This window comes from Sulfuricurvum kujiense DSM 16994 (assembly GCF_000183725.1).
Taxonomy (GTDB): domain Bacteria; phylum Campylobacterota; class Campylobacteria; order Campylobacterales; family Sulfurimonadaceae; genus Sulfuricurvum; species Sulfuricurvum kujiense.
In genome coordinates, this window is record NC_014762.1 from 2,396,395 (window position 1) to 2,417,213 (window position 20,819).

Annotated in this window: 21 protein-coding genes; all 21 read left to right on the plus strand. The window is 45.6% G+C overall.

The features are described 5' to 3' along the window. The first annotated feature begins 1 nt into the window (after position 1). Genes SULKU_RS11990 through rfbF form a run of 21 tightly spaced genes read left to right on the plus strand, consistent with a single transcriptional unit; the run spans position 2 to position 20,819 of the window. Positions 2 to 1,318 carry a UDP binding domain-containing protein gene (locus SULKU_RS11990; protein WP_013461240.1) on the plus strand — a complete coding sequence of 439 codons (1,317 nt, stop codon included), beginning with the start codon at positions 2 to 4 and terminating at the stop codon, positions 1,316 to 1,318. After that, entirely contained in the window at positions 1,318 to 2,976 is a 1,659-nt protein-coding gene (gene asnB, locus SULKU_RS11995; protein WP_013461241.1) for an asparagine synthase (glutamine-hydrolyzing), read from the plus strand. The genes SULKU_RS11990 and asnB overlap by 1 nt, the downstream gene beginning before the upstream one ends. Further along, positions 2,976 to 3,602 (plus strand): acyltransferase, encoded by a 627-nt coding sequence (locus SULKU_RS12000; RefSeq protein WP_013461242.1) that lies wholly within the window; start codon positions 2,976 to 2,978, stop codon positions 3,600 to 3,602. Before asnB ends, SULKU_RS12000 begins: the two co-directional genes overlap by 1 nt. After that, entirely contained in the window at positions 3,599 to 4,696 is a 1,098-nt protein-coding gene (locus tag SULKU_RS12005) for a hypothetical protein (protein WP_013461243.1), read from the plus strand. The genes SULKU_RS12000 and SULKU_RS12005 overlap by 4 nt, the downstream gene beginning before the upstream one ends. Further along, positions 4,693 to 6,465, plus strand: coding sequence for a Clp protease/crotonase-like domain-containing protein (locus tag SULKU_RS12010; protein ID WP_013461244.1), 1,773 nt, complete (start codon positions 4,693 to 4,695; stop codon positions 6,463 to 6,465). Before SULKU_RS12005 ends, SULKU_RS12010 begins: the two co-directional genes overlap by 4 nt. After that, positions 6,462 to 7,526, plus strand: coding sequence for an N-acetylneuraminate synthase family protein (locus tag SULKU_RS12015; RefSeq protein ID WP_013461245.1), 1,065 nt, complete (start codon positions 6,462 to 6,464; stop codon positions 7,524 to 7,526). Before SULKU_RS12010 ends, SULKU_RS12015 begins: the two co-directional genes overlap by 4 nt. Further along, positions 7,523 to 8,509, plus strand: coding sequence for a hypothetical protein (locus SULKU_RS12020; protein ID WP_013461246.1), 987 nt, complete (start codon positions 7,523 to 7,525; stop codon positions 8,507 to 8,509). Before SULKU_RS12015 ends, SULKU_RS12020 begins: the two co-directional genes overlap by 4 nt. Then, positions 8,506 to 9,291, plus strand: coding sequence for a GNAT family N-acetyltransferase (locus SULKU_RS12025; protein WP_013461247.1), 786 nt, complete (start codon positions 8,506 to 8,508; stop codon positions 9,289 to 9,291). The genes SULKU_RS12020 and SULKU_RS12025 overlap by 4 nt, the downstream gene beginning before the upstream one ends. Before the next feature lie 24 nt (positions 9,292 to 9,315). Continuing rightward, positions 9,316 to 10,812, plus strand: a complete 1,497-nt coding sequence (locus SULKU_RS12030) for a lipopolysaccharide biosynthesis protein (protein WP_013461248.1) — start codon at positions 9,316 to 9,318, stop codon at positions 10,810 to 10,812. Next, the gene (locus tag SULKU_RS12035; RefSeq protein WP_013461249.1) at positions 10,796 to 11,563 is read left to right on the plus strand and encodes an HpcH/HpaI aldolase family protein; all 768 of its coding nucleotides are present in this window, start codon (positions 10,796 to 10,798) and stop codon (positions 11,561 to 11,563) included. The genes SULKU_RS12030 and SULKU_RS12035 overlap by 17 nt, the downstream gene beginning before the upstream one ends. Continuing rightward, complete coding sequence (gene kdsB / locus SULKU_RS12040; RefSeq protein WP_013461250.1) at positions 11,560 to 12,336, plus strand: 3-deoxy-manno-octulosonate cytidylyltransferase; 777 nt, start codon at positions 11,560 to 11,562, stop codon at positions 12,334 to 12,336. Before SULKU_RS12035 ends, kdsB begins: the two co-directional genes overlap by 4 nt. Further along, positions 12,329 to 13,054, plus strand: coding sequence for a TylF/MycF/NovP-related O-methyltransferase (locus SULKU_RS12045; protein ID WP_013461251.1), 726 nt, complete (start codon positions 12,329 to 12,331; stop codon positions 13,052 to 13,054). Before kdsB ends, SULKU_RS12045 begins: the two co-directional genes overlap by 8 nt. 3 nt (positions 13,055 to 13,057) lie before the next feature. Further along, complete coding sequence (locus SULKU_RS12050) at positions 13,058 to 13,630, plus strand: acyltransferase (RefSeq protein ID WP_013461252.1); 573 nt, start codon at positions 13,058 to 13,060, stop codon at positions 13,628 to 13,630. After that, entirely contained in the window at positions 13,631 to 14,569 is a 939-nt protein-coding gene (locus SULKU_RS12055; protein WP_013461253.1) for an NAD-dependent epimerase/dehydratase family protein, read from the plus strand. Then, a complete protein-coding gene (locus tag SULKU_RS12060) occupies positions 14,556 to 15,464 on the plus strand; it encodes a class I SAM-dependent methyltransferase (RefSeq protein ID WP_013461254.1) in 909 nt (302 codons plus the stop codon). The genes SULKU_RS12055 and SULKU_RS12060 overlap by 14 nt, the downstream gene beginning before the upstream one ends. Next, positions 15,461 to 16,381: a phosphoglycerate dehydrogenase gene (locus SULKU_RS12065; RefSeq protein ID WP_013461255.1), complete on the plus strand. Its 921-nt coding sequence runs from the start codon at positions 15,461 to 15,463 to the stop codon at positions 16,379 to 16,381. The genes SULKU_RS12060 and SULKU_RS12065 overlap by 4 nt, the downstream gene beginning before the upstream one ends. Next, positions 16,378 to 17,262 carry an NAD-dependent epimerase/dehydratase family protein gene (locus tag SULKU_RS12070; RefSeq protein ID WP_013461256.1) on the plus strand — a complete coding sequence of 295 codons (885 nt, stop codon included), beginning with the start codon at positions 16,378 to 16,380 and terminating at the stop codon, positions 17,260 to 17,262. Before SULKU_RS12065 ends, SULKU_RS12070 begins: the two co-directional genes overlap by 4 nt. Further along, positions 17,259 to 17,918, plus strand: coding sequence for a cyclase family protein (locus SULKU_RS12075; protein WP_013461257.1), 660 nt, complete (start codon positions 17,259 to 17,261; stop codon positions 17,916 to 17,918). The genes SULKU_RS12070 and SULKU_RS12075 overlap by 4 nt, the downstream gene beginning before the upstream one ends. Continuing rightward, positions 17,915 to 18,532, plus strand: coding sequence for an HAD family hydrolase (locus tag SULKU_RS12080; RefSeq protein ID WP_013461258.1), 618 nt, complete (start codon positions 17,915 to 17,917; stop codon positions 18,530 to 18,532). Before SULKU_RS12075 ends, SULKU_RS12080 begins: the two co-directional genes overlap by 4 nt. After that, positions 18,529 to 20,046, plus strand: a complete 1,518-nt coding sequence (locus SULKU_RS12085) for a hypothetical protein (protein ID WP_013461259.1) — start codon at positions 18,529 to 18,531, stop codon at positions 20,044 to 20,046. Before SULKU_RS12080 ends, SULKU_RS12085 begins: the two co-directional genes overlap by 4 nt. Then, the gene (gene rfbF / locus SULKU_RS12090) at positions 20,043 to 20,819 is read left to right on the plus strand and encodes a glucose-1-phosphate cytidylyltransferase (protein WP_013461260.1); all 777 of its coding nucleotides are present in this window, start codon (positions 20,043 to 20,045) and stop codon (positions 20,817 to 20,819) included. Before SULKU_RS12085 ends, rfbF begins: the two co-directional genes overlap by 4 nt.

Here is a 20,819-nt window from a genome sequence, read left to right on the forward strand (position 1 = left end):
TATGAATAAGTTTACAGAAAAGCTCTATGCGACAAAAACCGTTTCGGTATGGGGGATAGGTTATCTGGGCTATACCTCTGTTTTAAGGCTCCAGTCAAAAGGTTTTTTTGTAAACTGCGCAACGTTGGAAAAAGATGTCCGGCACGATATTCAAAACGGCCGATATCCTTACGAATATATGAAGCAGACCTGGTCGCTTAACAACGACATCCCGAAAATAGATATCCAGCAAATCGCTTTTCCTGAAAATTATGATACGATGTTTGATTCCAACCTTCATATCATCGCTTTACCGGGCTTTAAAAACTCCGGAAAACCTGAAACATATGCACGCCTAATCGAGATTTTTAGCCAACATATCGATAAACTGCACCATTCCCTCATCCTTTTTCAATCCGCTGAAAAAGCGGGAACGATCAAAAAACATTTCATCGATCCGCTCAAAAAAGCAGGGGCAGAATGCTATTTCGCATCCGCTTTCAGAAGCGATTGGAGCATAGAAGAGTTTTTGCTCGGAAATGAAACTCGAATGCTCGGAGCCAACGACAAAAAATCGTTAGAGATCGCTTCACAAGTTTTTACGATGATGGAGATTGATTTTGACACTCTTGGAGGGATTGAAGAAGCCGAAGTGTATGAAAACGGCAAAAACTGTTTGCATTATACGACGCAGGCTTTTTTCACGCAGCTCTCCTTGGGTTATCCCCATATCGATATCAATGACGTATCCGCAAAGATCGCCAAGAATTTTGCCGTATCGCCTAAAAAAAGCGGGTTGAACCTTTTAAATCATAAAAATATACTGCATATCAACCATATGCTTGCCGGACAGAGGGGAGAATACCTCTCCATCATCCAGGAAACGCAAGCGGTCAATATGAATGCCGCTCTCTTTTACGCCGATATTTTGAAAAATTATCAGGTCGCTTCCATAACCATTCTGGGGCTTTCCGTCGAAGGAGCCAGAAAAGATATCAGAGCTTCCGTCTCTATCTTGCTCGCCGAATATCTCCATAACCTGGATGTAGAAATTTTCATCCATGATCCCTATTTTACAGAGCAGGAAATCCAAGAGCTTCTCCCGTTTGCCAAACCGTACCGGCTGGATGCCAAAAAGGAAAAAGGGGCTGAAGCGTACATCCTCATGAGTTCCAATCCAGCGTATAACCGTCTGACACAGCGCGATATAGAAAAAAATGCGATCTTCCATGCCAAAATCATCATCGACAGTATTGGTATCTTTAAACATTTCTCTTTTTCTTCTCAAACCATCTATCATCAAGTCGGGGACGGCGGACTAAAGGCATTGATCAAATAATGTGTGGAATAGCCGGTTTTATCAGCAAAAATAAAGATTACAATGCACAAAAGATCGTCCAAGAGATGTTGGATCGGGGCGTACATAGGGGGCCTGACCAATCCGGATTGGCAACGTATCAAGACACCACTATCGGTATGGTCAGGCTCTCCATCATCGATACCGTCGAACACACTATCCCCTATGAAGACAGCAGCGGCAATTTTGCAATCGTCTACAACGGTGAAATTTACAACCACCAAGAGATCCGAAAAAATCTTAAATACTATACTTTTTTGACCAATTCTGACACCGAAACAGCAATGGTAAGCTTCATCGACAAAGGGATCAACGCTTTTAAAGAATACAACGGCATGTATGCATTCGCACTGCATGATAAAAAGAAAAACGAAACCTATATCGTACGGGACAAGGTGGGAGAAAAACCGCTCTACTACGTCAAGACTAAAGATTTTTTCGCATTTGCCAGCGAAATCAAATCTCTTATGGGGCTAGTTGAACCGAAATTGAACGATAAAGCGGTCTCCTACAGAGCCTATGAATTCACAACAGGCAAGGAGACCCTTTTCAAGGATATCTATCTCCTTGAGCCGGGTGAGTATATCCATGTCAAAAACAATAAAGCCACCATCAAGAGCTATTGGAAAATATGGGATCACCCTATCGATGTTCCGGATAACGAGGCAAAAATTCTGAGTTCTCTTGCCGAATTGGTCGAAGATTCCATCCTGCTCCGAACACAAAACAGCGCCCATGCGTTCGGAGCGTTCGTCAGCGGTGGGATAGACAGTTCTTTGGTAGCGTGCATCGCCAAACCGGATCATCTTTATACGGCACATTACGATTACAGCGACTTTAATGAACTCGATTACGCCAAACTCGTCGCCAAGCAGCTCAAGAAAAAGCTTATCATTGTCGAACCGACCAAAGACGATTTCCTCCGGACCCAAGAACAGATCGCTTACCATTTGGACACTCCCTGCACCTGGACGAGCTTTACTCTATGGGCGCTGATGGAGCGGATCAGCCAAGACGGTCTCAAAGTGATGTTGACCGGAGATGGGGCGGATGAAGTATTTGGAGGGTATCATCGATATCACCTACTCCATCACGATGAACAGATTCATACTCTCGAAGCGATGAAAGAGTACAGCTATTTAATTAACCGTTATTACGGCTCGCCGGTTGAACGTTATACCAAGCTCGTCAACCGCTCGGAGAACCCGTATGACACGAAGGTGCTGAAATTTTTAAACGAAAGCATCGGATTCTATTTTGAAAAGATGCAAAAAGACGTTGTCCACGCCATGGGGCTCAACGATTTTTACAGTACGATGCAGGTGCTGCTGCAGATGTCCGATCGGGTTTCCATGGCGTTCAGTATCGAAAACCGTTCGCCGTTTCTGGATTATCGGCTGATTCAATTCGCTTTCTCGATGCCGTCCAAATACAAAATCAAAAACGGCATTACGAAATGGGCACTCAAAGAGGTAGCCCGAAAATTTATCCCCAAAGAGATATGCGACCGTGTGGACAAAAGGGGATTTTCAGCTCCGGTCAACAAATGGTTCGAATGGGATAAAAACGGAAAATACAATCGAAGCGCCTACAAAAACATCTCTTTCGACAATTGGAAAAAGGTATATGGAGTTCACTGATGTTTGAATTTCTATCCCTCATTACCAAAAAACGGTACTGGAAACTCCACAGTTTCATGATTAAAATCATTCTAAGATTTTACGGGATCAAAACCGGCAAAGGGTTTTACTGCGAAGGGATCCCCCATCTGAAGATAGGGGGAAAAGCCGAATTTATCCAAATCGGCGATAATGTTTCGATTTTCGGAAACATTGACCTCCGCAACCGGGAAAATGGGAAAATCATCATTGAAGACAACGTCTCGTTCGATCACGACGTACGGCTGGTATCCGCACGTGAGGGGACGATCCGAATCGGTTCAGGTTCTGCCATCGGCCCGTACACGATTATGAACGGGGGAGGGAGCATTCTCATCGGCCAAAAATGCCTTTTTGCCAAAAGCATCTCGATCAACGCCAATGACCATCAGTTTGAAAAAAGCAGCTGTATCCGTGATCAAGGGTTTACCTATGGGGACATTGTCATAGAAGACGACGTGTGGCTCGGTGCCAATGTCTGCATAAACAAAGGGGTTAAGATTCAAAAAGGGTCTATCATCGGTGCCAATGCCGTTGTAACCAAAAACACCGAAGAATACAGTATCAATGCCGGGGTCCCCTCCCGAATGATTGGCATGCGAACATGATTTCACTCGACCAGCTCACCGTAAACGGCTATCCGGTTTTACTCACCGTAGACAAAATCGTCCGTTTTTTAGATGAGTATGAAGAGATGGAAAAAGTCATTAAGATTTTTGAAATCTCTTCCCTGATGACCCATTATACGTGTGCGTACGATTATCGACACTCACTCTGCCGAAATACCGAAGTGCACGACGTATTTAAACTGATGAACGTTTACGGATACGGTGTATGCAAGCAATTTTCGCTTATGATGGAGTTCTTGCTCGATCTTTGTGAAATCGACAATCGTGTCATCTATCTCGGTTCCCCTCCGAAAAACCGGCAAAACTTTGACCATTTCGCGATTGAAGTCTATCTGAACGGCCATGCCCATTATTTTGATCCGAATCTGGGGCTCTATTTTATCAACACGCAAAATACGATCGCATCGATCGAGGATATACGGCATCAAAATATACTGCAGTGGGTAGGCTCTTTTTCGGCAGAAAAATGGATCAACGCAAACCCTTCGTTACGCTATCTTTCCGATACCGACCTCTTTCGTCAACAGTATTTCGATATGTTTCTCCATTCGGAACCCTTCACCCTCCACGATCACAGGTTCCCCTACAAACAAGAGCTGATGTCCAATCGCGGGACGGTCAAATGGTATCAGTATCTGGAAAAAAAGTTTTATGCCCGCCATATCTTTGTCACAACCGTTCAACCCTCAAAAGGTGTAGTGGATGCCGTACTGACAGCCACAACCGATGCGTTGCCCGTCCAGAACCTGCTCTTTACCATCTCCAAGCACAACCCGACCCATACAATCGAAATCAACGATTTTCCGCTGCTGATCATTGGCTGCGATATGACGTTTGAATCGGCTTCGTCTTCTGAAATCGTTCTTCTCGTTAACGGCCGTTCTTATCCTCTCCATGCGGCCGGCGAAACCGATATTTTCGAACAAATCGTGACGGACAATCTGTTTGAGAACCCCGTTTATAGCCTCGCAATCGATTCGCAGTATCCCGTAAAAACAGTACGATTGCGCTGCCAGTCTTCCGTTTATGCCCAAAAAATCTTTGACTATATCCAGCCCCGAGAGCTTTCATGAAACCTATTGTTTTAATCAATGATTTAACGGATATCGACCATTTTATTCAGCATTTTTCTCCCGATGAATACCGCATCGTCACCACCGATATCGCATCCCACATTCACATGCAGGAAATTTTACAGATCGAAAACCGGCATCTCTCGTCATTTATCAATGCAAACGATATCCTCGAAGCCCAACAAATTACAGACCGATCCGTCTCCTCGATTATCGCCAGAATGGATGAACAGCTATCGGCGGCGTTGAAACAAAACGGCGAAGAATCCTATCCGTTTTTCAGTGCTTATCTGTATGTTTTTAAACTCCATTACTTAGAGTATTATTGTTTTTTTCAGGCTTTTTCGCATCTTCTACAAACCTCCTCTTCCCCTAAAATTATGATCTATCCGAAAAAAATGAACCATTTTTTCTATACGGACAGAGAGATGACGGAGTTACTCAAAGTTCTCTTCCCCGAATATCAGATAGAGCCGATAGACGTCCAGCATCAGACGGACGAAAAACCGCTTATGCACCAAAACAGCAAAACGGCACTCATGAAAAAAATTTTCACTAAAAATCCGTTTTGGCTGTGGCCGAAACTCAAATTAAAAATCGCCGCGTTCAAAGAGACTTTGCTGGCGTTGGCGTTTAAGAGCAGACCTGTTCTGCTCCTTTTTCCTGAATTGTACGATTTGACGTTTTTAAAACAGCACCGTTTGCACTACACCATGATTGATTGGGAGATGTACCGCCTTTTCTTTGCAAAAAAACGCCCCCTAAGCCGCCCTAAAATCGATTTTTCTCCCCTTGCGTTCGATCATCCTCTCGATGCTATCGCCGCTTCGGATATGGAAAAATTTTTCCACCAGAACATAGGGCGTGCGCTTGAAGCGCTACGCCAGGTCAAAACATTGCTCTCACGCCAAAAAATTTCTCTGATCGCATGGGGGAATCCGCCGGTATTCGGTGAAAAAGCGTTTGTATTCGACTTTTTACTGCAACAAAACATACCGGTTGCAGGGATGCAGCACGGGAATTGCTATGGCGATCAAATCCGATACGGCCATTTTGATTCCGATTTCAACCGATGCGACTATTATTTCACCTACGGTTTCACCCATGACGATCTGGAGAGAGGATACGACCGCCGCGAGCACCGATGCCGTATTATCCCTACAGGAACCACACGGCATAAAATTGCGCCCCGAACCAAAACCCCCATCGATGTTCTTTTTCCGATTACAATCATCAAGCCAATCCTCATGGGGGGAGTCAATCGCACCCCTGCCGCTGCTTTGTGGAGCGCACAGCATAAAATACTCCGCTATCTCGACTCTTTGCAAAGCCGTCATTCTTGCTACGTCAAGCCGATACGAGGAGCCAACAAGCGCAACAGCCCTTTTCTCATCGTCAAACATACCTTTGAGCATCTCCGTTTCGTCGATCATCTCTCCTTGGGCGAATTTCTCAACCACTATCTTCCGAAAATCGTGATTATCGATCTCCCCTCTTCTCCGCTGATCGATGTCATCGGACTGGATACCGAAATCTTTTTATTGGCCGATCCGGTTAACGGTTACGAAACGGTAGCCTTGAAAAAACTCCGAAAAAGGGTACACTATTACGACGATATCGATCACCTGATCGAAGGCGTCCAGGCATTTTTAGAGGGCCGGATCGAACCGAAACGCAATGAAGAGTATCTTCGCCATTATCTCGCCCAAGCCGATTCGGAAACCAAAATTCTCGACTCCATTGATGCGATTGTAAAAGGAACGATATGAGTGTTTACATCATTGCCGAAATCGGCATAAACTTTAACGGGTCATTAGAAAATTGTCTCAAAATGATCGATCTTTCGGCACAGGCCGGATGCCATGCGGCAAAATTTCAATTTTTCACCGCAAGCGGCATGTATCCGAAAAGTGCCGGAAAAATCGACTGGAAAGATGGGGAAAAAGCGTATAGCTACGATATCCACGAAGCGGTAAAGCGGTTCGAACTCCTCCCTGAGTGGCTCGATGAAATCATGGCACGGTGTATCGCCCGCAACATCGATTTTATGGCATCCGTCTTTGATCGGGAGGGGCTGGAGTATTTGGTTCAAAAAGGGATGAATAAAATCAAACTCTCCTCCTACACCATCACCAATCTCCCGCTGATCGAAGCCGCCGCCCAAACGGGTCTGCCGATCATCATGAGCACCGGAGGCGCAACTCTCGCCGAAACCGAAGAGGCGGTACGGTGCATCCAAAAAGTACATAACAATATCGCTCTACTGCACTGCTCCATCAAATATCCGACTCCGCTCGAGGAGGTCAATATGGGGGTTCTCGATACGCTGAAATTGGCTTTTCCTGAAGTAAACATCGGATATTCCGATCACACGTTTGAAGTCTCGGATGCGCCCGTACAAGCCGTTTATCTGGGGGCAACCGTCATTGAGAAACACATTACCCTGAGCAAACAAATGGAGGGGCCGGACCATTTTTTCGCCCTTGAACCGGACGAGCTAGCCCGGATGGTCATCGACATCAACGAAGCCCGCAAGCGGTTTTTGAACGGATCGGGAACGGTTCAACCCGCAATCTACGGCTCCACGGCAAAAATTTGCTATGAACACGAAAAATATCTTCGTGACTTTGCCTATATGACCCTTTTCGCTAAACGTACGATCCGAAAAGGCGATCCTATCCCCCCTGAAGCGATCAGCATTTTGAGACCCGGGAAAAAACAGCCCGGTCTGCCACCCAAATACCTGAAACTTTTTAGCGACCACACGATTACCGCCAAAAAAGAGATCGCGTGTGAAGATCCGATTACATGGGATGCGATTCTGGGATGACAAAAATACTCTTTCGTGCCGACGCCAAACCCTCCATCGGAACCGGAGACCTGATATCTTTGCTGCACCTATCAAGATATCTGGAGGGATTCGAGCTCTATTTTTTGACCCAGAAAACACAAGCGGCCTTAGGGATTATGGAGCGCTTCAATCCCAAAAATCTCTATTGGCTTGATGAAAATGCAAGCCTGGAAGACGATATTACGGCCATCAACGCTTTAATCGAAAACGAAAATATCGCTATTGTTTTTTTTGAAATCACCGAACGAAAGCTCACCGACTACACAGGGATCGATCCCTCCGCTATCAAAGTTTGCGTCAATTTCGACGGATATATTCCCGATGATATCGCGCTTCTGATCAACTGGGATGCAGCCGCGCACGACTATTACGTCCCAGAACGTTTCCCGCAGACAAAATTCCTTCTCGGACCGCGTTACGTCATTTTGCCCCAGCCGTTTTATGATAAAACTCTACGGGAAAGAAGGAATCCCTCCGTCCGTTCCGAGATCCTCATCGCAATGGGCGGAGCCGATGAACTCGATTTTACCGCACTAGTGTCCGAAGCGCTATCGGAGGGAAACTATCGCCTGAACATCATCGTCGGTGCGGGCTATGCCAACCACAAGAAACTCAAAAAGATGCTCGATGGGAAACAATGCCGCTACTCACTCAAACTAAACGTGCAAGATATGCTCAAAGAATATCTCTCCTGCGATTTCGCCATCGGAGCGGGAGGTCTGACCGCCAGCGAACTAGTTGCGTCACGAACCCCCTGCGCCCTCATCGCGACCTATGAACATCAAATCGCCCGATGCCGCTATTTCGCTCATGAAGGATGGGCTACGTATTTAGGCTACCGGACGTTTGACCCGCAGAAGCTTCGAGACGCGATTGAAACATTTACTCCCCGTTTCGGAGACACCCTCTTTAATACCATGGCGATTGCGGATGAGCTGCGGGCGCTGGGGAGGATAGGATGAACATCGTAATAGAAACCGATAGCCGCGAGTCGGAAACGTTATACAACACCCATTTGCAAAGCGGCGAAGAATTTGCCTATTTTAAATTTCTTGAATGGGATACCGAATTTTTCAAGAAGCCCTCGTATGCGCTGGATATGTCCAAATCGAATTTTGAGCCCAGCGAAAAGGCTCAGAAAAAAATCGTAGACCATTTTAGCGACAGCTTTATTACGGCCAAAATCGATACCCGGCTCGACTATAAATACACCTATTTTTTACAACAATGCCATTTTTATTATGTCGATACCGAAATCAAATTGCAACACAAAGGCCTTCTCCCTGCCGCTCCCATAAACGGAGTGAGTATCGAAGATGTCTCATCCAATGAAAATCTGCCGATCCGTGAATTAGGGGAAGCCTTTAGCCTGACACGGTTTCACTGCGACCCGCACATATCTGCCGAGCAGGCGGACAGACTATGGGGTTCGTATTTACAGAATTTTACCCCTTCCGATACGAAAAAAATGTACCTTGCAAAAGTTGGCGGAGAGATTGCGGGAGTGATCTTGGCAAATCTCAACGAAACGGAAAATTTTTTGTTTTTCGTGGCGGTTCTCGAACCGTACCGCAGTCAAAAGATCGGCTCCGTTTTAATGGATCACGCCCTTCAGTCGCTGCAAAACAAAAAGCCCGTCTGTACCGGAACGCAAGCCAAAAATATTACGGCGCTGAATTTTTACATACGGAACGGATTTTCGAAAATCGTCCAAACCAATACGGTCATGCACTATTGGAGTTGATTCTAAACTACGAAGGATTTTCAGGTGGAAGACAGCCTTAAAAAACGCTACAGCATCAAACTGATCGCCAACGTCGTCAATGCGCTCATCAATGCCGTTTTAATCGCTATCGTCCCCAAAGCGTTAGGCCCTGTACCCTACGGACAGTTTGTTTTTGTGCAAGATTTTTTCGCCAAAATCATCGGCTTTCTGGATATGGGGAGTTCCACTGCTTTTTTTACGAAACTTTCGGCAAAACATACCCGCAAAGAACTGATCACCTTTTATTTCCTCTATTCGCTTGGCGTATTCTTCTTCCTCTCATCGGCTATCGTTTTGATTCACCGATCGAATTTGAATGCTGCCCTTTTGCCGGATATTCCTGCCGTCTACATCTACCTTGGGCTGATATACGGATTTCTGACATGGGTCACCCAGATTTTTATCAAAATATCGGATGCCTACGCCCTGACCGTTTCGGTCGAACTGATCAAAATCGGACACAGAATCGTTTCGCTTTTTTTTCTTTTTTACTGCGTCTATTTCACCCTCTTCGACCTGCAGACCTATTTTTACTATAACTACGCGGTGCTCGCCCTGTTTCTGATCGTCATCGGTTGGCTTTTTGTGCAAAAAAAGATTTTCGACCGACAGATACTCTCTTTCGATTTCAGTGTCAAAAAAATTGCAAAAGAGTTTATCGACTATTGCCATCCGTTGGTCGTATCGGGGGTTATCGGAATGTCTATCGGCATTTTCGATATTTGGCTGCTGCAAACGATGGGCGGAAGCGAACAAATGGGATTTTACGGGCTAAGCTATTCTCTCGCGGCGATGTGCTTTTTATTTACGAGTGCCATGACCCCCATTATTACCCGGGAATTCAGCAAATCCTACGAACATAAAAATATAGAACAGATGCAAAAGCTTTTTTACCGCTACATACCGATGCTCTATTCGCTGGCAGCTTTTTTCGCCGTTTTTATCTCGTTTCAAAACGAAAATGTCCTGTTAATCTTCGCCGACGAAAAATTCAAAGAGGCGCACTGGGTACTCGTCGTTATGGCACTATACCCCATCCACCAAACCTACGGCCAGTTAAGCGGCTCGGTCTTCCATGCGACGGGGCAAACGAGCCGATATCGCAATATCGGCATTTCAAGCGCTCTTATCGGACTGTGTTTCTCCCTTCTGTTCATCTATTTTTTTGATCTGGGGGCGATGGGGCTAGCCTATAAAATGGTATTGACACAACTCGTCGGCGTAACGGTTCAACTCTATTACAATTCCAAATTTTTGGCTCTCGATCTGCGCTATTTCCTTCGGCATCAAATCACGGCTCTCCTTTTTTTCGTCCTGATCGCATATGCTGCGACCCGTCTCACCCCGATCGCAACGCCGCTCGCCTCTTTTCTCGTTTCAGGGTTTATATACACGGTTTTGGTTATCATTTTTGGATATCTATTTCCATCCGTTTTCGCAACCACACACGATGAGATAAAAACGACGTTGGCAAAGGTTTTGAATGTCGCTAAAAAATAAACTCAAAAATAACACCCTTACAATAGGCAGCTGGATCATGATCGGTAATCCTATGAGTGTAGAAGTTATGGCACTGGCCGGATTTGAATGGCTCGTAATAGATATCGAACATACGTCTGTTGATTTAGAAACAACCGAAAATCTGATTCGAACCATTCAAGCAAACGGTATGAAAGCACTGGTACGGGTCAGCAAAAACGAAGAGGTCATCATCAAACGCGTGCTGGATATGGGTGCCGATGGGATCATCGTCCCCATGGTATGCTCAAAAGAAGATGCTATCCAAGCGGTGGATTATGCAAAATACCCTCCCGTAGGTAAAAGAGGTGTAGGACTTTACCGCGCCTCAAAATACGGTACGAAATTTGAAGACTATAAAAAATGGGTCAATGAAGAGCTTGTAATCATAGCCCAGATTGAGCATATCGAAGCGGTCAACAATATCGATGAAATCGTGCAAGTCGATGGGATCGACGGAACGATCATAGGGCCGTATGATTTATCCGGTTCTATGGGATATCCCGGAGAATTCGAAAGAACAGATGTCAAAAGCGCCGTCAGCCGTGTACTCGATAGATGCAAAGCATACGGCATCCCATCAGGGTTTCATGTCGTCGATACCGATCCTAAAAAATTGCAGGATAAAATAGACCAAGGATGTACTTTTTTAGCGTATGGGATCGATTACTTCTTTATGAGAGATGCGGCAATAAGCGGCATGAATAGATTAAAACAAGAGATAAACACATGAATATTATTTCCATAATCCCTGCCCGAATGGGCTCAAGCCGTTTTCCGGGAAAACCGATGGCCGATATCTGCGGAATGCCGATGATCGGACATGTCTATAAACGGGTGAAAATGTCCAAGCGGCTCGATGAAGTCTACGTTGCCACCTGTGATCAGGTGATTTTTGATTACATCACTTCCATCGGCGGCAAAGCGGTCATGACGAGCGACTGCCACGAACGGTGCAGCGACCGGTGCGCCGAAGCGATGCTCAAAATCGAAGCAACGAGCGGCGAGAAATGCGATATCATGGTCATGGTGCAAGGGGACGAGCCGCTGACGTTTCCTCAGATGATCGACGAAGCCATCGAACCGATGATTCAGGACAACTCTTTGGTCATCACCAATTTGGTCGCCGATTTGGAGAGCATTGAGGCGTTTGAGAATCCCAATGAAGTGAAAGTCGTCATGGATAAGCAAGGATTCGCACTCTACTTTTCTCGCGAACCGATCCCCAGCCGTAAAAAAGGGGTACTTGACGTCCCGATGAAAAAACAGGTCTGCGTCATCCCTTTCACACGCGATTTTTTACTTGAGTACAACGCGATGGAACCGACACCGCTGGAGATCATCGAATCGGTCGATATGATGCGCATCCTCGAAAACGCTCAAAAAGTGAAGATGATCCCAACGCAGTACGTTACCAAAGCGGTCGATACGCAAGAGGATCTCAATACCGTCAATGCAATGATGAGCCAAGATCCTTTATTTGCAAAAGGGTATGCCGATGTTTAAACGATGGGTCAAAAAGCTTTTTCTTCTCATCGATTTAGAGATTCAGAGAAAACCGAAAATACCGATCAAGCAGTTTGAGAGTGATGAAAACTTTACAGCTCTCTACTCTCTGGCACAACGCAAAACCCAAATGGAAACAAGCGACAACCTCTCACGCCGTGAGCGTCATTACGTCCTTAACCAGCTCATAGAGAAAGCCCCGATGAACGGGGAGGTTGCCGAATGCGGCTGCTGGCGCGGGCTCTCTGCTTATCAAATCGCTTACAAAATGGCTAAAAGAGGTTTCCAAAACCGTTTTATCATTTTTGACTCTTTCGAAGGACTTTCCGATTTTGAAGAAGCCGATATCCCTTTGGGCGGAATCAAAGATCAAGAAGCCCGAAAAAAGGAATTCGCCTGCGGCGAAGATATCGTTAGAAATAATCTCAAAGACTTTAATTTTATCGACTACAAAAAAGGGTGGATTCCCGAACGTTTCCCCGAAACAAGCGATCGAAGTTTCGGTTTTGTCCATATTGACGTCGATATGTATCAACCGATTTTGGATGCATTGGGATTTTTCTATCCCCGAATGCTCAAAGGTGGAATAATCGTATTGGATGACTACGGTTTTACCTATTTTCCCGGAGCTAAAAAAGCAACGGATGAATTCATGAAAGATAAAAATGATTTCTTCCTTGCTTTAGCGTCCGGTCAAGCTTTTATTATCAAATCGTAAAAGATGATCCTAAAAATCCTGTTCGAACTCTATATCGGTTTTCTCGGATCAATTCCGACCTCGTTGGGTGTTCGAATACGCTATTACGGCTATAAAACACTTTTTAAAAAGACGGACGGTTTTTTTCGCATCGATCGAGGTGTCACCATCACCGATTTTAAAAATATCGAGTTAGGTAAAAACATAAATATCATGAAAAACAGTTATCTTTATGCTCATGACGATGGCGTATTGGTGATCGGCAACAATTTTTCAATGAACACTAATACCCAACTCGGGGCCAGCGGAGGGAAAATCGTTATCGGCGACGATTGTTCCATCGGTCCGAATTGTGTTTTAAGAGCTGCCGATCATGAATTTTCGAATCCCGATATCCCTTTCAACCAACAAGGGCACAAATACGGTGAAATCATCATCGAAAACGATGTCTGGATCGCATCAAACTGCGTGATAACCGCCAATACTGCCATCGGGACAGGATCTGTTATCGCAGCCGGAAGCGTCGTAACAAAAGACGTAGAGTCTTTTTCCGTCATGGGCGGCGTCCCGGCAAAACTGATCAAAAAAAGAGGATAAATGGCAACCTATCTTATTACCGGAATCGCCGGTTTCATCGGATCTTCGATTGCAAAAGCATTGGAAAAACAGGGGCATAAGCTCATTGGGATCGATAACCTCCTCACCGGAAACCGCACCAATCTTCCATCCACCTGTACTTTTATCCACGGCGATATTGCGGATCAATCGGTATATGAGTCGCTGCGCGGGAAAAAAATCGACGCCATCTTGCATCTGGCCGCCCAAAGTTCAGGAGAAATCAGTTTCGAAAAGCCCCAATACGATGTTTTGACCAATACACTGGGAACCCTCAATCTCCTCAATTTCGCTGTTGAAGAGGGGATCGGCCGATTTATCTACGCTTCGACGATGAGCATATACGGGGATGTGGACGACAAACCCATCCGCGAAAATCAGGCGAAAAATCCAAAATCGTATTACGGGATCACAAAATTGGCGGCGGAACAGTATGTACGTGTTTTTTCCGATCGTCTTAATACGACATCTTTTCGCCTGTTCAACGTATATGGACCGGGTCAAAATATGGCCAATCTGAAACAAGGGATGGTGAGTATCTATCTGGCTTACTTTATGCGCAACGAGCCGGTAATCGTCAAAGGGTTCAAAGAGCGTTACCGGGATCTAACCTACATCGATGACGTCGTGGATGTCTGGACGGCATCCATCGACAACCCTCTAACGTATGGAAAAACCTACAATCTCGCGACAGGGAAAAAGACGACGGTAGAAGCGCTGTTAAACGAACTCAAAACAGCGTGGGGATCGCCTGAATATCCGATTTACTTTACGGAGGGGACTCCGGGAGACCAATTCGGAATCTACGCCGATATTACGCAGCTGCAAAACGATTTGGGGTGGGAGCCAAAAGTCTCGCTGAGCGAGGGGATTCACCATTTCGTCAATTGGGTAAAAGGGGAAATGCATGCCGATATGTAGAATTTGTAAGGCGGAAGAGAACCTGCAATCGGTTCGGGCCGATTATGTGTTCGGCGGAAGCGAACACTATAAATTCTGGGAATGCCGTTCGTGTAAAGCGATCTATATGGACCCGAAACTCACCCCCGAAGAAGAGAAACATTTTTATAAAAAAGAGTTTGAAAAATTTATGGCGCAGCGTGTCGGCGATCACAGAGACTGGAGCAATGCCGAAAACCACATCAAAACCAATCAAGACCAGGTGGAACGGAGATGGAAGTTTTTATCGCCGCATCTCAAACCGGGTTTGGAACTGCTTGAAATCGGCTGCTCAAGCGGATTCATGCTCGATGCTTTCCACACGGCCGGGTTGCAGTGTACCGGAGTCGAACCCTCCGGAGAGTTTTTGGAATTTCTCCAAAAAAAAGGGTATCGCGCCTATGAGTCCCTCGAAGAACTGACAAAAAACGATCCGAAACAATACGACCTGATTAGCCATTTTTTCGTCTTTGAACATATTGCCGATCCTTTCGCTTTTTTGCAAGAAACCTACGGGCTTCTCAAAGAGGGAGGGGTGATCATCGCCGAAATCCCCTCCGCCACCGATCCGCTGACCTCTTTGTATACGATTCCCTCATTTGAAAAATTTTATTGGTCGATCGCACACCACTATTATTACACCCCCGATTCGCTGCGTTACATTTTGGACACGCTAGGGTACAACTACGAGCTGCTCCCCGAACAACGTTATGATCTCTCCAATCATATGACGTGGATGATGGACGGAAAACCGGGAGGTCAAAACCGTTATAACGATATTTTCAGCCCCGAAACGTTGCAATCGTATCGGGAGGACTTAAAACGCCATTGGCGGTGCGATACGGTCATCTTGAAAATCTACAAGGAGAGCGTATGAAAATCATCGCTCTCTCCCCTTCTTTTTCAAAAAATGAAACGCTTCAAAAAGAATTTTTGACCTTTTTCCCGGACGGTATCCTTAATACGGAGGGGAAGCGGTTTTCAGAACCGGAACTCATTGCACATATCCACGATGCCGATGCGATCATCGTCGGGCTTGAAGAGATCAACGATCAAATCCTCAGCGCCTGCCCGAATCTTAAAATCATTTCGAAATACGGTGTCGGGCTCAACAATATCGATTTGGATGCTTGCCGAAAACGGGGAGTGCAAATCGGATGGACCGGAGGGGTAAACCGCCTCTCGGTCGCCGAAATGGCGCTAGGCTATATGCTGATGCTCTGCCGGAATCTCTACATCACCTCCAATGAGCTCAAAAACGGTATCTGGAACAAATCCGGCGGTTTTCAACTTAGTGGAAAAACAGTCGGTATTATCGGTGTCGGCCATATCGGTAAAGAGCTCATCCGCCTTTTACAACCGTTCGGGTGCACGATTTTAGTCAACGACATCATCGATCAATCCGGTTATTACAAAAAGCATAACCTCATCGAAGCCACCAAAGAAGCGCTCTATGCGCAATCCGATATCGTCACCATCCATACCCCGCTGGACGATACGACGAACAAAATGATCAACCGAGCCGTCTTCGAACAGATGAAATCCAGCGCATTCATCCTCAACAGTGCACGTGGTGGTATAATTGACGAAAATGATTTAAAATTTGCGTTGCAAAATCGTTTAATTGCCGGAGCTGCAATCGATGCCTATATTGAAGAGCCTCCGAGTGATACGGAACTTTTAACATTGCCGAACCTCATCTGTACGCCGCATATCGGGGGTAATGCTATCGAAGCGGTAGAAGCGATGGGGTTCAGCGCTATTCACCATGTAAGAGAGTATTTTAATTTATGAAAAAAGTGGTTATCTTCGGAGGAAGCGGTTTTTTAGGAAGCTACGTCGCAGACGAGTTTACGCGCCGCAAGTATGATGTTGTTATCGCCGATATCGCCCCATCCCCCTATCTCAAACCCAAACAGACGTTTGTACGGGTCAATATCATGGAGATGGGTGAGGTCGAACAGGCAATAGCAGGGGCCGCTTTGGTTTATAATTTTGTCGCTATCGCCAATCTCGATGAAGCGATCCATAAGCCGGTTCATACCATGTCAATTAATGTGATGGGTAATCTCAATATTCTCGAAGCATGCCGTCAAAACGGCAAAATCGAACGTTTTGTTTATGCCAGCAGTGCGTACGCTCTCAGCAGTGAGGGTTCGTTTTATGGAATCAGCAAACACTCCTCCGAAAAACTGACCGATGAATATTACAAACGCTATGGTCTAAAATATACCGTTATCCGCTACGGCTCGCTCTACGGCGAACGGGCGAGTCATAACAATTACATCTACAATCTTCTCTCGGACGCTCTGCAAAACGGAACCTTGCACTATAGCGGAGACGGAGAAGATATCCGCGAATATATCCATGCCGCCGATGCGGCCAAACTTTCCGTCGATATCATCGAAGATGCCCAATACGAAAACGAACACATCATCCTGACGGGAATCGAAAAACTCAAACGGATCGAGCTGTTGACGATGATCAACGAGATCATGCAAAACAGCTTGACAATCACCCAGCATAACACCGAGAATATGGGACATTATAAAATCACCCCGTATGCATTCCACCCCAGTGCGGCTAAAAAGCTGGTTGCCAACCCCTATATCGATTTAGGGCAGGGGCTTCTCGAATGCATTCAGTTCATTCATAAAGAGCTCCATAGCGAATGATTTTTCTCTCTTATACCCTCAACTCTTCGACACCGTCCTACGGAAACCGCAATCGGTTTGGAATCGACAAAAAAAGCGCCATTACACAAGGGGATGTCGCCAACGATAGCACGATTACAACAACAGTGCACATTGGAACCCATTTAGATATGCCGTACCATTTTTACGAAAACGGTCAAACGATCAGTGCGTATAATGCCGATTTTTTTTCTTTTTCGAATATCTTGTTTTTAGAGATACGCCCCGAGGCTCTGGTGATCAAAGATGAACTTATCCGTCAGCTTTCCCTCATCGACGACCTGGGATACGACCTCCTCCTCGTCAAAACCGGTGCATGCGCTCATCGGGCCGAAGAGACCTATTGGAGCCAAAATTACGGATTTCATCCCGACGTGTACACGGTTTTGACCGAGCGTTTCCCCTCAATCCGTGTTTTCGGCTTTGATACCATCTCCGTTTCCAGTTTTCAAGACAGAACCATCGGCAGGGAAGCGCACAGACGGTTTTTAAATCCCGATCATCCCGTATTGCTGCTCGAAGATATGGATTTACGCTGTGTCGATGCATCAAGTATATTCACTTCGTTCATTATCGCCCCCCTGCGAATCGAACACTGCGACGGCATCCCCTGTACCGTCATGGCAACCGTCGTATGATACGAAATATCCTTTTTGACTTCGACGGCGTCATCCTCGACAGTATGAAAATCAAAGGGGACGGATTCGTCGAACTGTTTAAAGCGTATCCCGAAAGAGAGCGCAACGAGCTCGAAAAATACCATTACGCAAACGGCGGAGTGTCGCGCTTTGCAAAAATACGCTATTTTTTTACTCACCTCATTCATCAGGAGATATCCGAAACCGAGGTCGAATGTCTCGCGAACCGATTTGGAGAGATTATTGCCCAAAAGCTTTTCGATCCGGCCAATCTGATTCCCGAAACCGTTGCATTCATCGAACACCATTGTGCCCATTATAACTGCCACATCGTCTCCGGTGCTGAAGAGCGGGAGTTGAAAAATTTGTGTAACCATTTTAAAATCGATCATTATTTTAAATCGATACATGGTTCACCGACCCCAAAACCCGAACTGGTCCGTGCGGTCTTGGAACATAATCATTATCACCAAGACGACACGATCCTGATCGGCGACAGCATCAACGACTACCATGCGGCACAAGCGAATGGGATCCGTTTTTATGGCTATAATAATGGGGAGCTCAAACCGTTTGGGTGTTATCTTGAATCGTTTAACGGATTTCGGCCGTGACACCGCAAGAGCTCGAACATAGCTATCAGCGAGAAAAGCCCCTTTTTCATCACTATCTCGATTCCATCAAAAAAAGAGCCCCCCGTGACATCTTTACCATCCTCAATGCGACGCTGACGAAAAACCCTTATGCTACAGTGTTTCCAAAACATTTTTTCTCAAAACAGACTCCCGCTTCGAATATTTTCTGGGTATTCATTAAAAATACTATCCTGTTTTACGGCAAAAACTTCTATGTGTTGTTCACCTACCTCATCAGCTATCTCGTATACAAAATCTATTTCACCAAAGAACGCCGCTCTAAGCCGACCACCCTCATCGATGTTTTCGCCCTTGTCGATACCGTCAATCGTAACGGAACATTCAAAGATTCTTATTTTACGGATCTTTATGATGTTTTTGAAAAATATTCCCGGCCCTACACCCTCCTCCTCCGATTTTACGGTGCGGGAAAAAATCCGTTCAAACTGATCCCTTTTTTCAAAATTATCAATCAGGACCGTCGGGATTTTCTTTTGGAATTCGAGTTGCTTACCCTACGCGATTTTTTAGAACTGGCGATGCTCTTTTTGGCGTATCCGTTTAAAACACTCCGCCTTTGGCAAAAACCTCACAATCTGGATGACCGAATCTTCAACCACGCCTTGGTAAGTGACATCAAAAACGTCAGTTTCGAATCCTTCAGCCGATACGTTTTAGGCAAAAATGTGGCCAACATTCCGACGGTAGAAAAAATATTCTCGTGGAGTGAATTTCAGGCCGTCGAAAGAGGTTTCAATTTCGGAATCCGCAAAAACAACCCGAACATTGAACTCGTCGGCTGCCAGTTTTTTCTCAATTATGAAACCTATTTTAACGCCTATGTCGACGATCTCGATTTTGAGATGCTCTCATCGCCGCATAAAGTTTTGGTCAACGGCAGCCACTATATTCTCCATCGCAAACATCTCCGATATGAGACGGGGGGGTCGTTGCGCTATAAAGAGCTTTTTCATTTCGACGGCATCAAAGAAGAAAAAAATATCATCATCCTCGGCTCTTATATCGAATCCGACACCCGCTATATGTTGGAAAGTGTCCCTCGTTTTTCCGACGTTATATTCAAAAACCACCCTGCCGTTGCCATCCAACGGCTCTATCCATTGCCCTCAAATGTCATCCTCTCCAACGAATCGATCTATACGCTGTTCGCCCATGCCAAAATGGTCATCGGCACCGCATCGGGGACTTTGGTCGAAGCGGTTGCATCGGGCGTATCCGTGATCATCGTCGCCAGCCAAAGCAATTTGACGGCCAATCCCCTTGTCGAACATGGCAAAGGGGAGATATGGGAGATCGCATTCAGTAAAGATGATATCCCGATGCTATATAATAAACTGCTCAATTTTAGACAAGAAAACAGATCAAGAATCCAAGAAATCGCGAAGTGGTATAAAAATAATTTTTTTATTGAACCGACCGAAGCAACTATATGCAAAGTATTTGAATTAAAGCAGGAGGCAGCCAAGGAATGAAGGTATTGTTACTAGCCGGCGGGTTTGGGACCAGACTCAGCGAAGAGACCGATATCCGTCCCAAACCGATGGTCGAAATCGGAGGAAAACCGATCCTTTGGCACATTATGAAGATTTATTCCACTTACGGATTTAACGAATTTGTAGTTTTGCTCGGATACAAAGGGTATTACATCAAAGAATATTTTGCGAACTATTTTCTCCACCAAAGCGATGTGACCATAGATCTGAAAAACAATAAAATGGAAATTCTGAACAATTCAAGCGAACCGTGGAAAGTGACGCTATTGGATACCGGGCTCAATGCCATGACGGGATCACGGATCAAAAAAGCGCAAAAATTCGTGGGCGACGAACCGTTCATGCTCACCTACGGAGACGGCGTGTCGGATATCAATATCGAGGAACTTCTCCGGTTTCACCGAACACACGGGAAAACGCTCACCATGATGTCTTCTCAGCCGGCAGGCCGTTTCGGCGCATTGAATATTGACAGTGACGGCCGTGTTTCAAAATTTTTGGAGAAACCAAAAGGGGACGGGAACTGGGTCAATGCAGGGTTTTTTGTTTGCGAACCCAACGTTTTTGATTACATTGACGACGATGAGACGGTCGTCTTCGAACAAGAACCGCTGCAAAAACTCGCCGAAGAGGGGGAGATCTTTACCTATCAGCATCAAGGCTTTTGGAAACCGATGGACAGCCTGAAAGACAAAAACGACCTCAACCACTTATGGGATCACGGTATGGCTCCGTGGAAAATTTGGAACTAA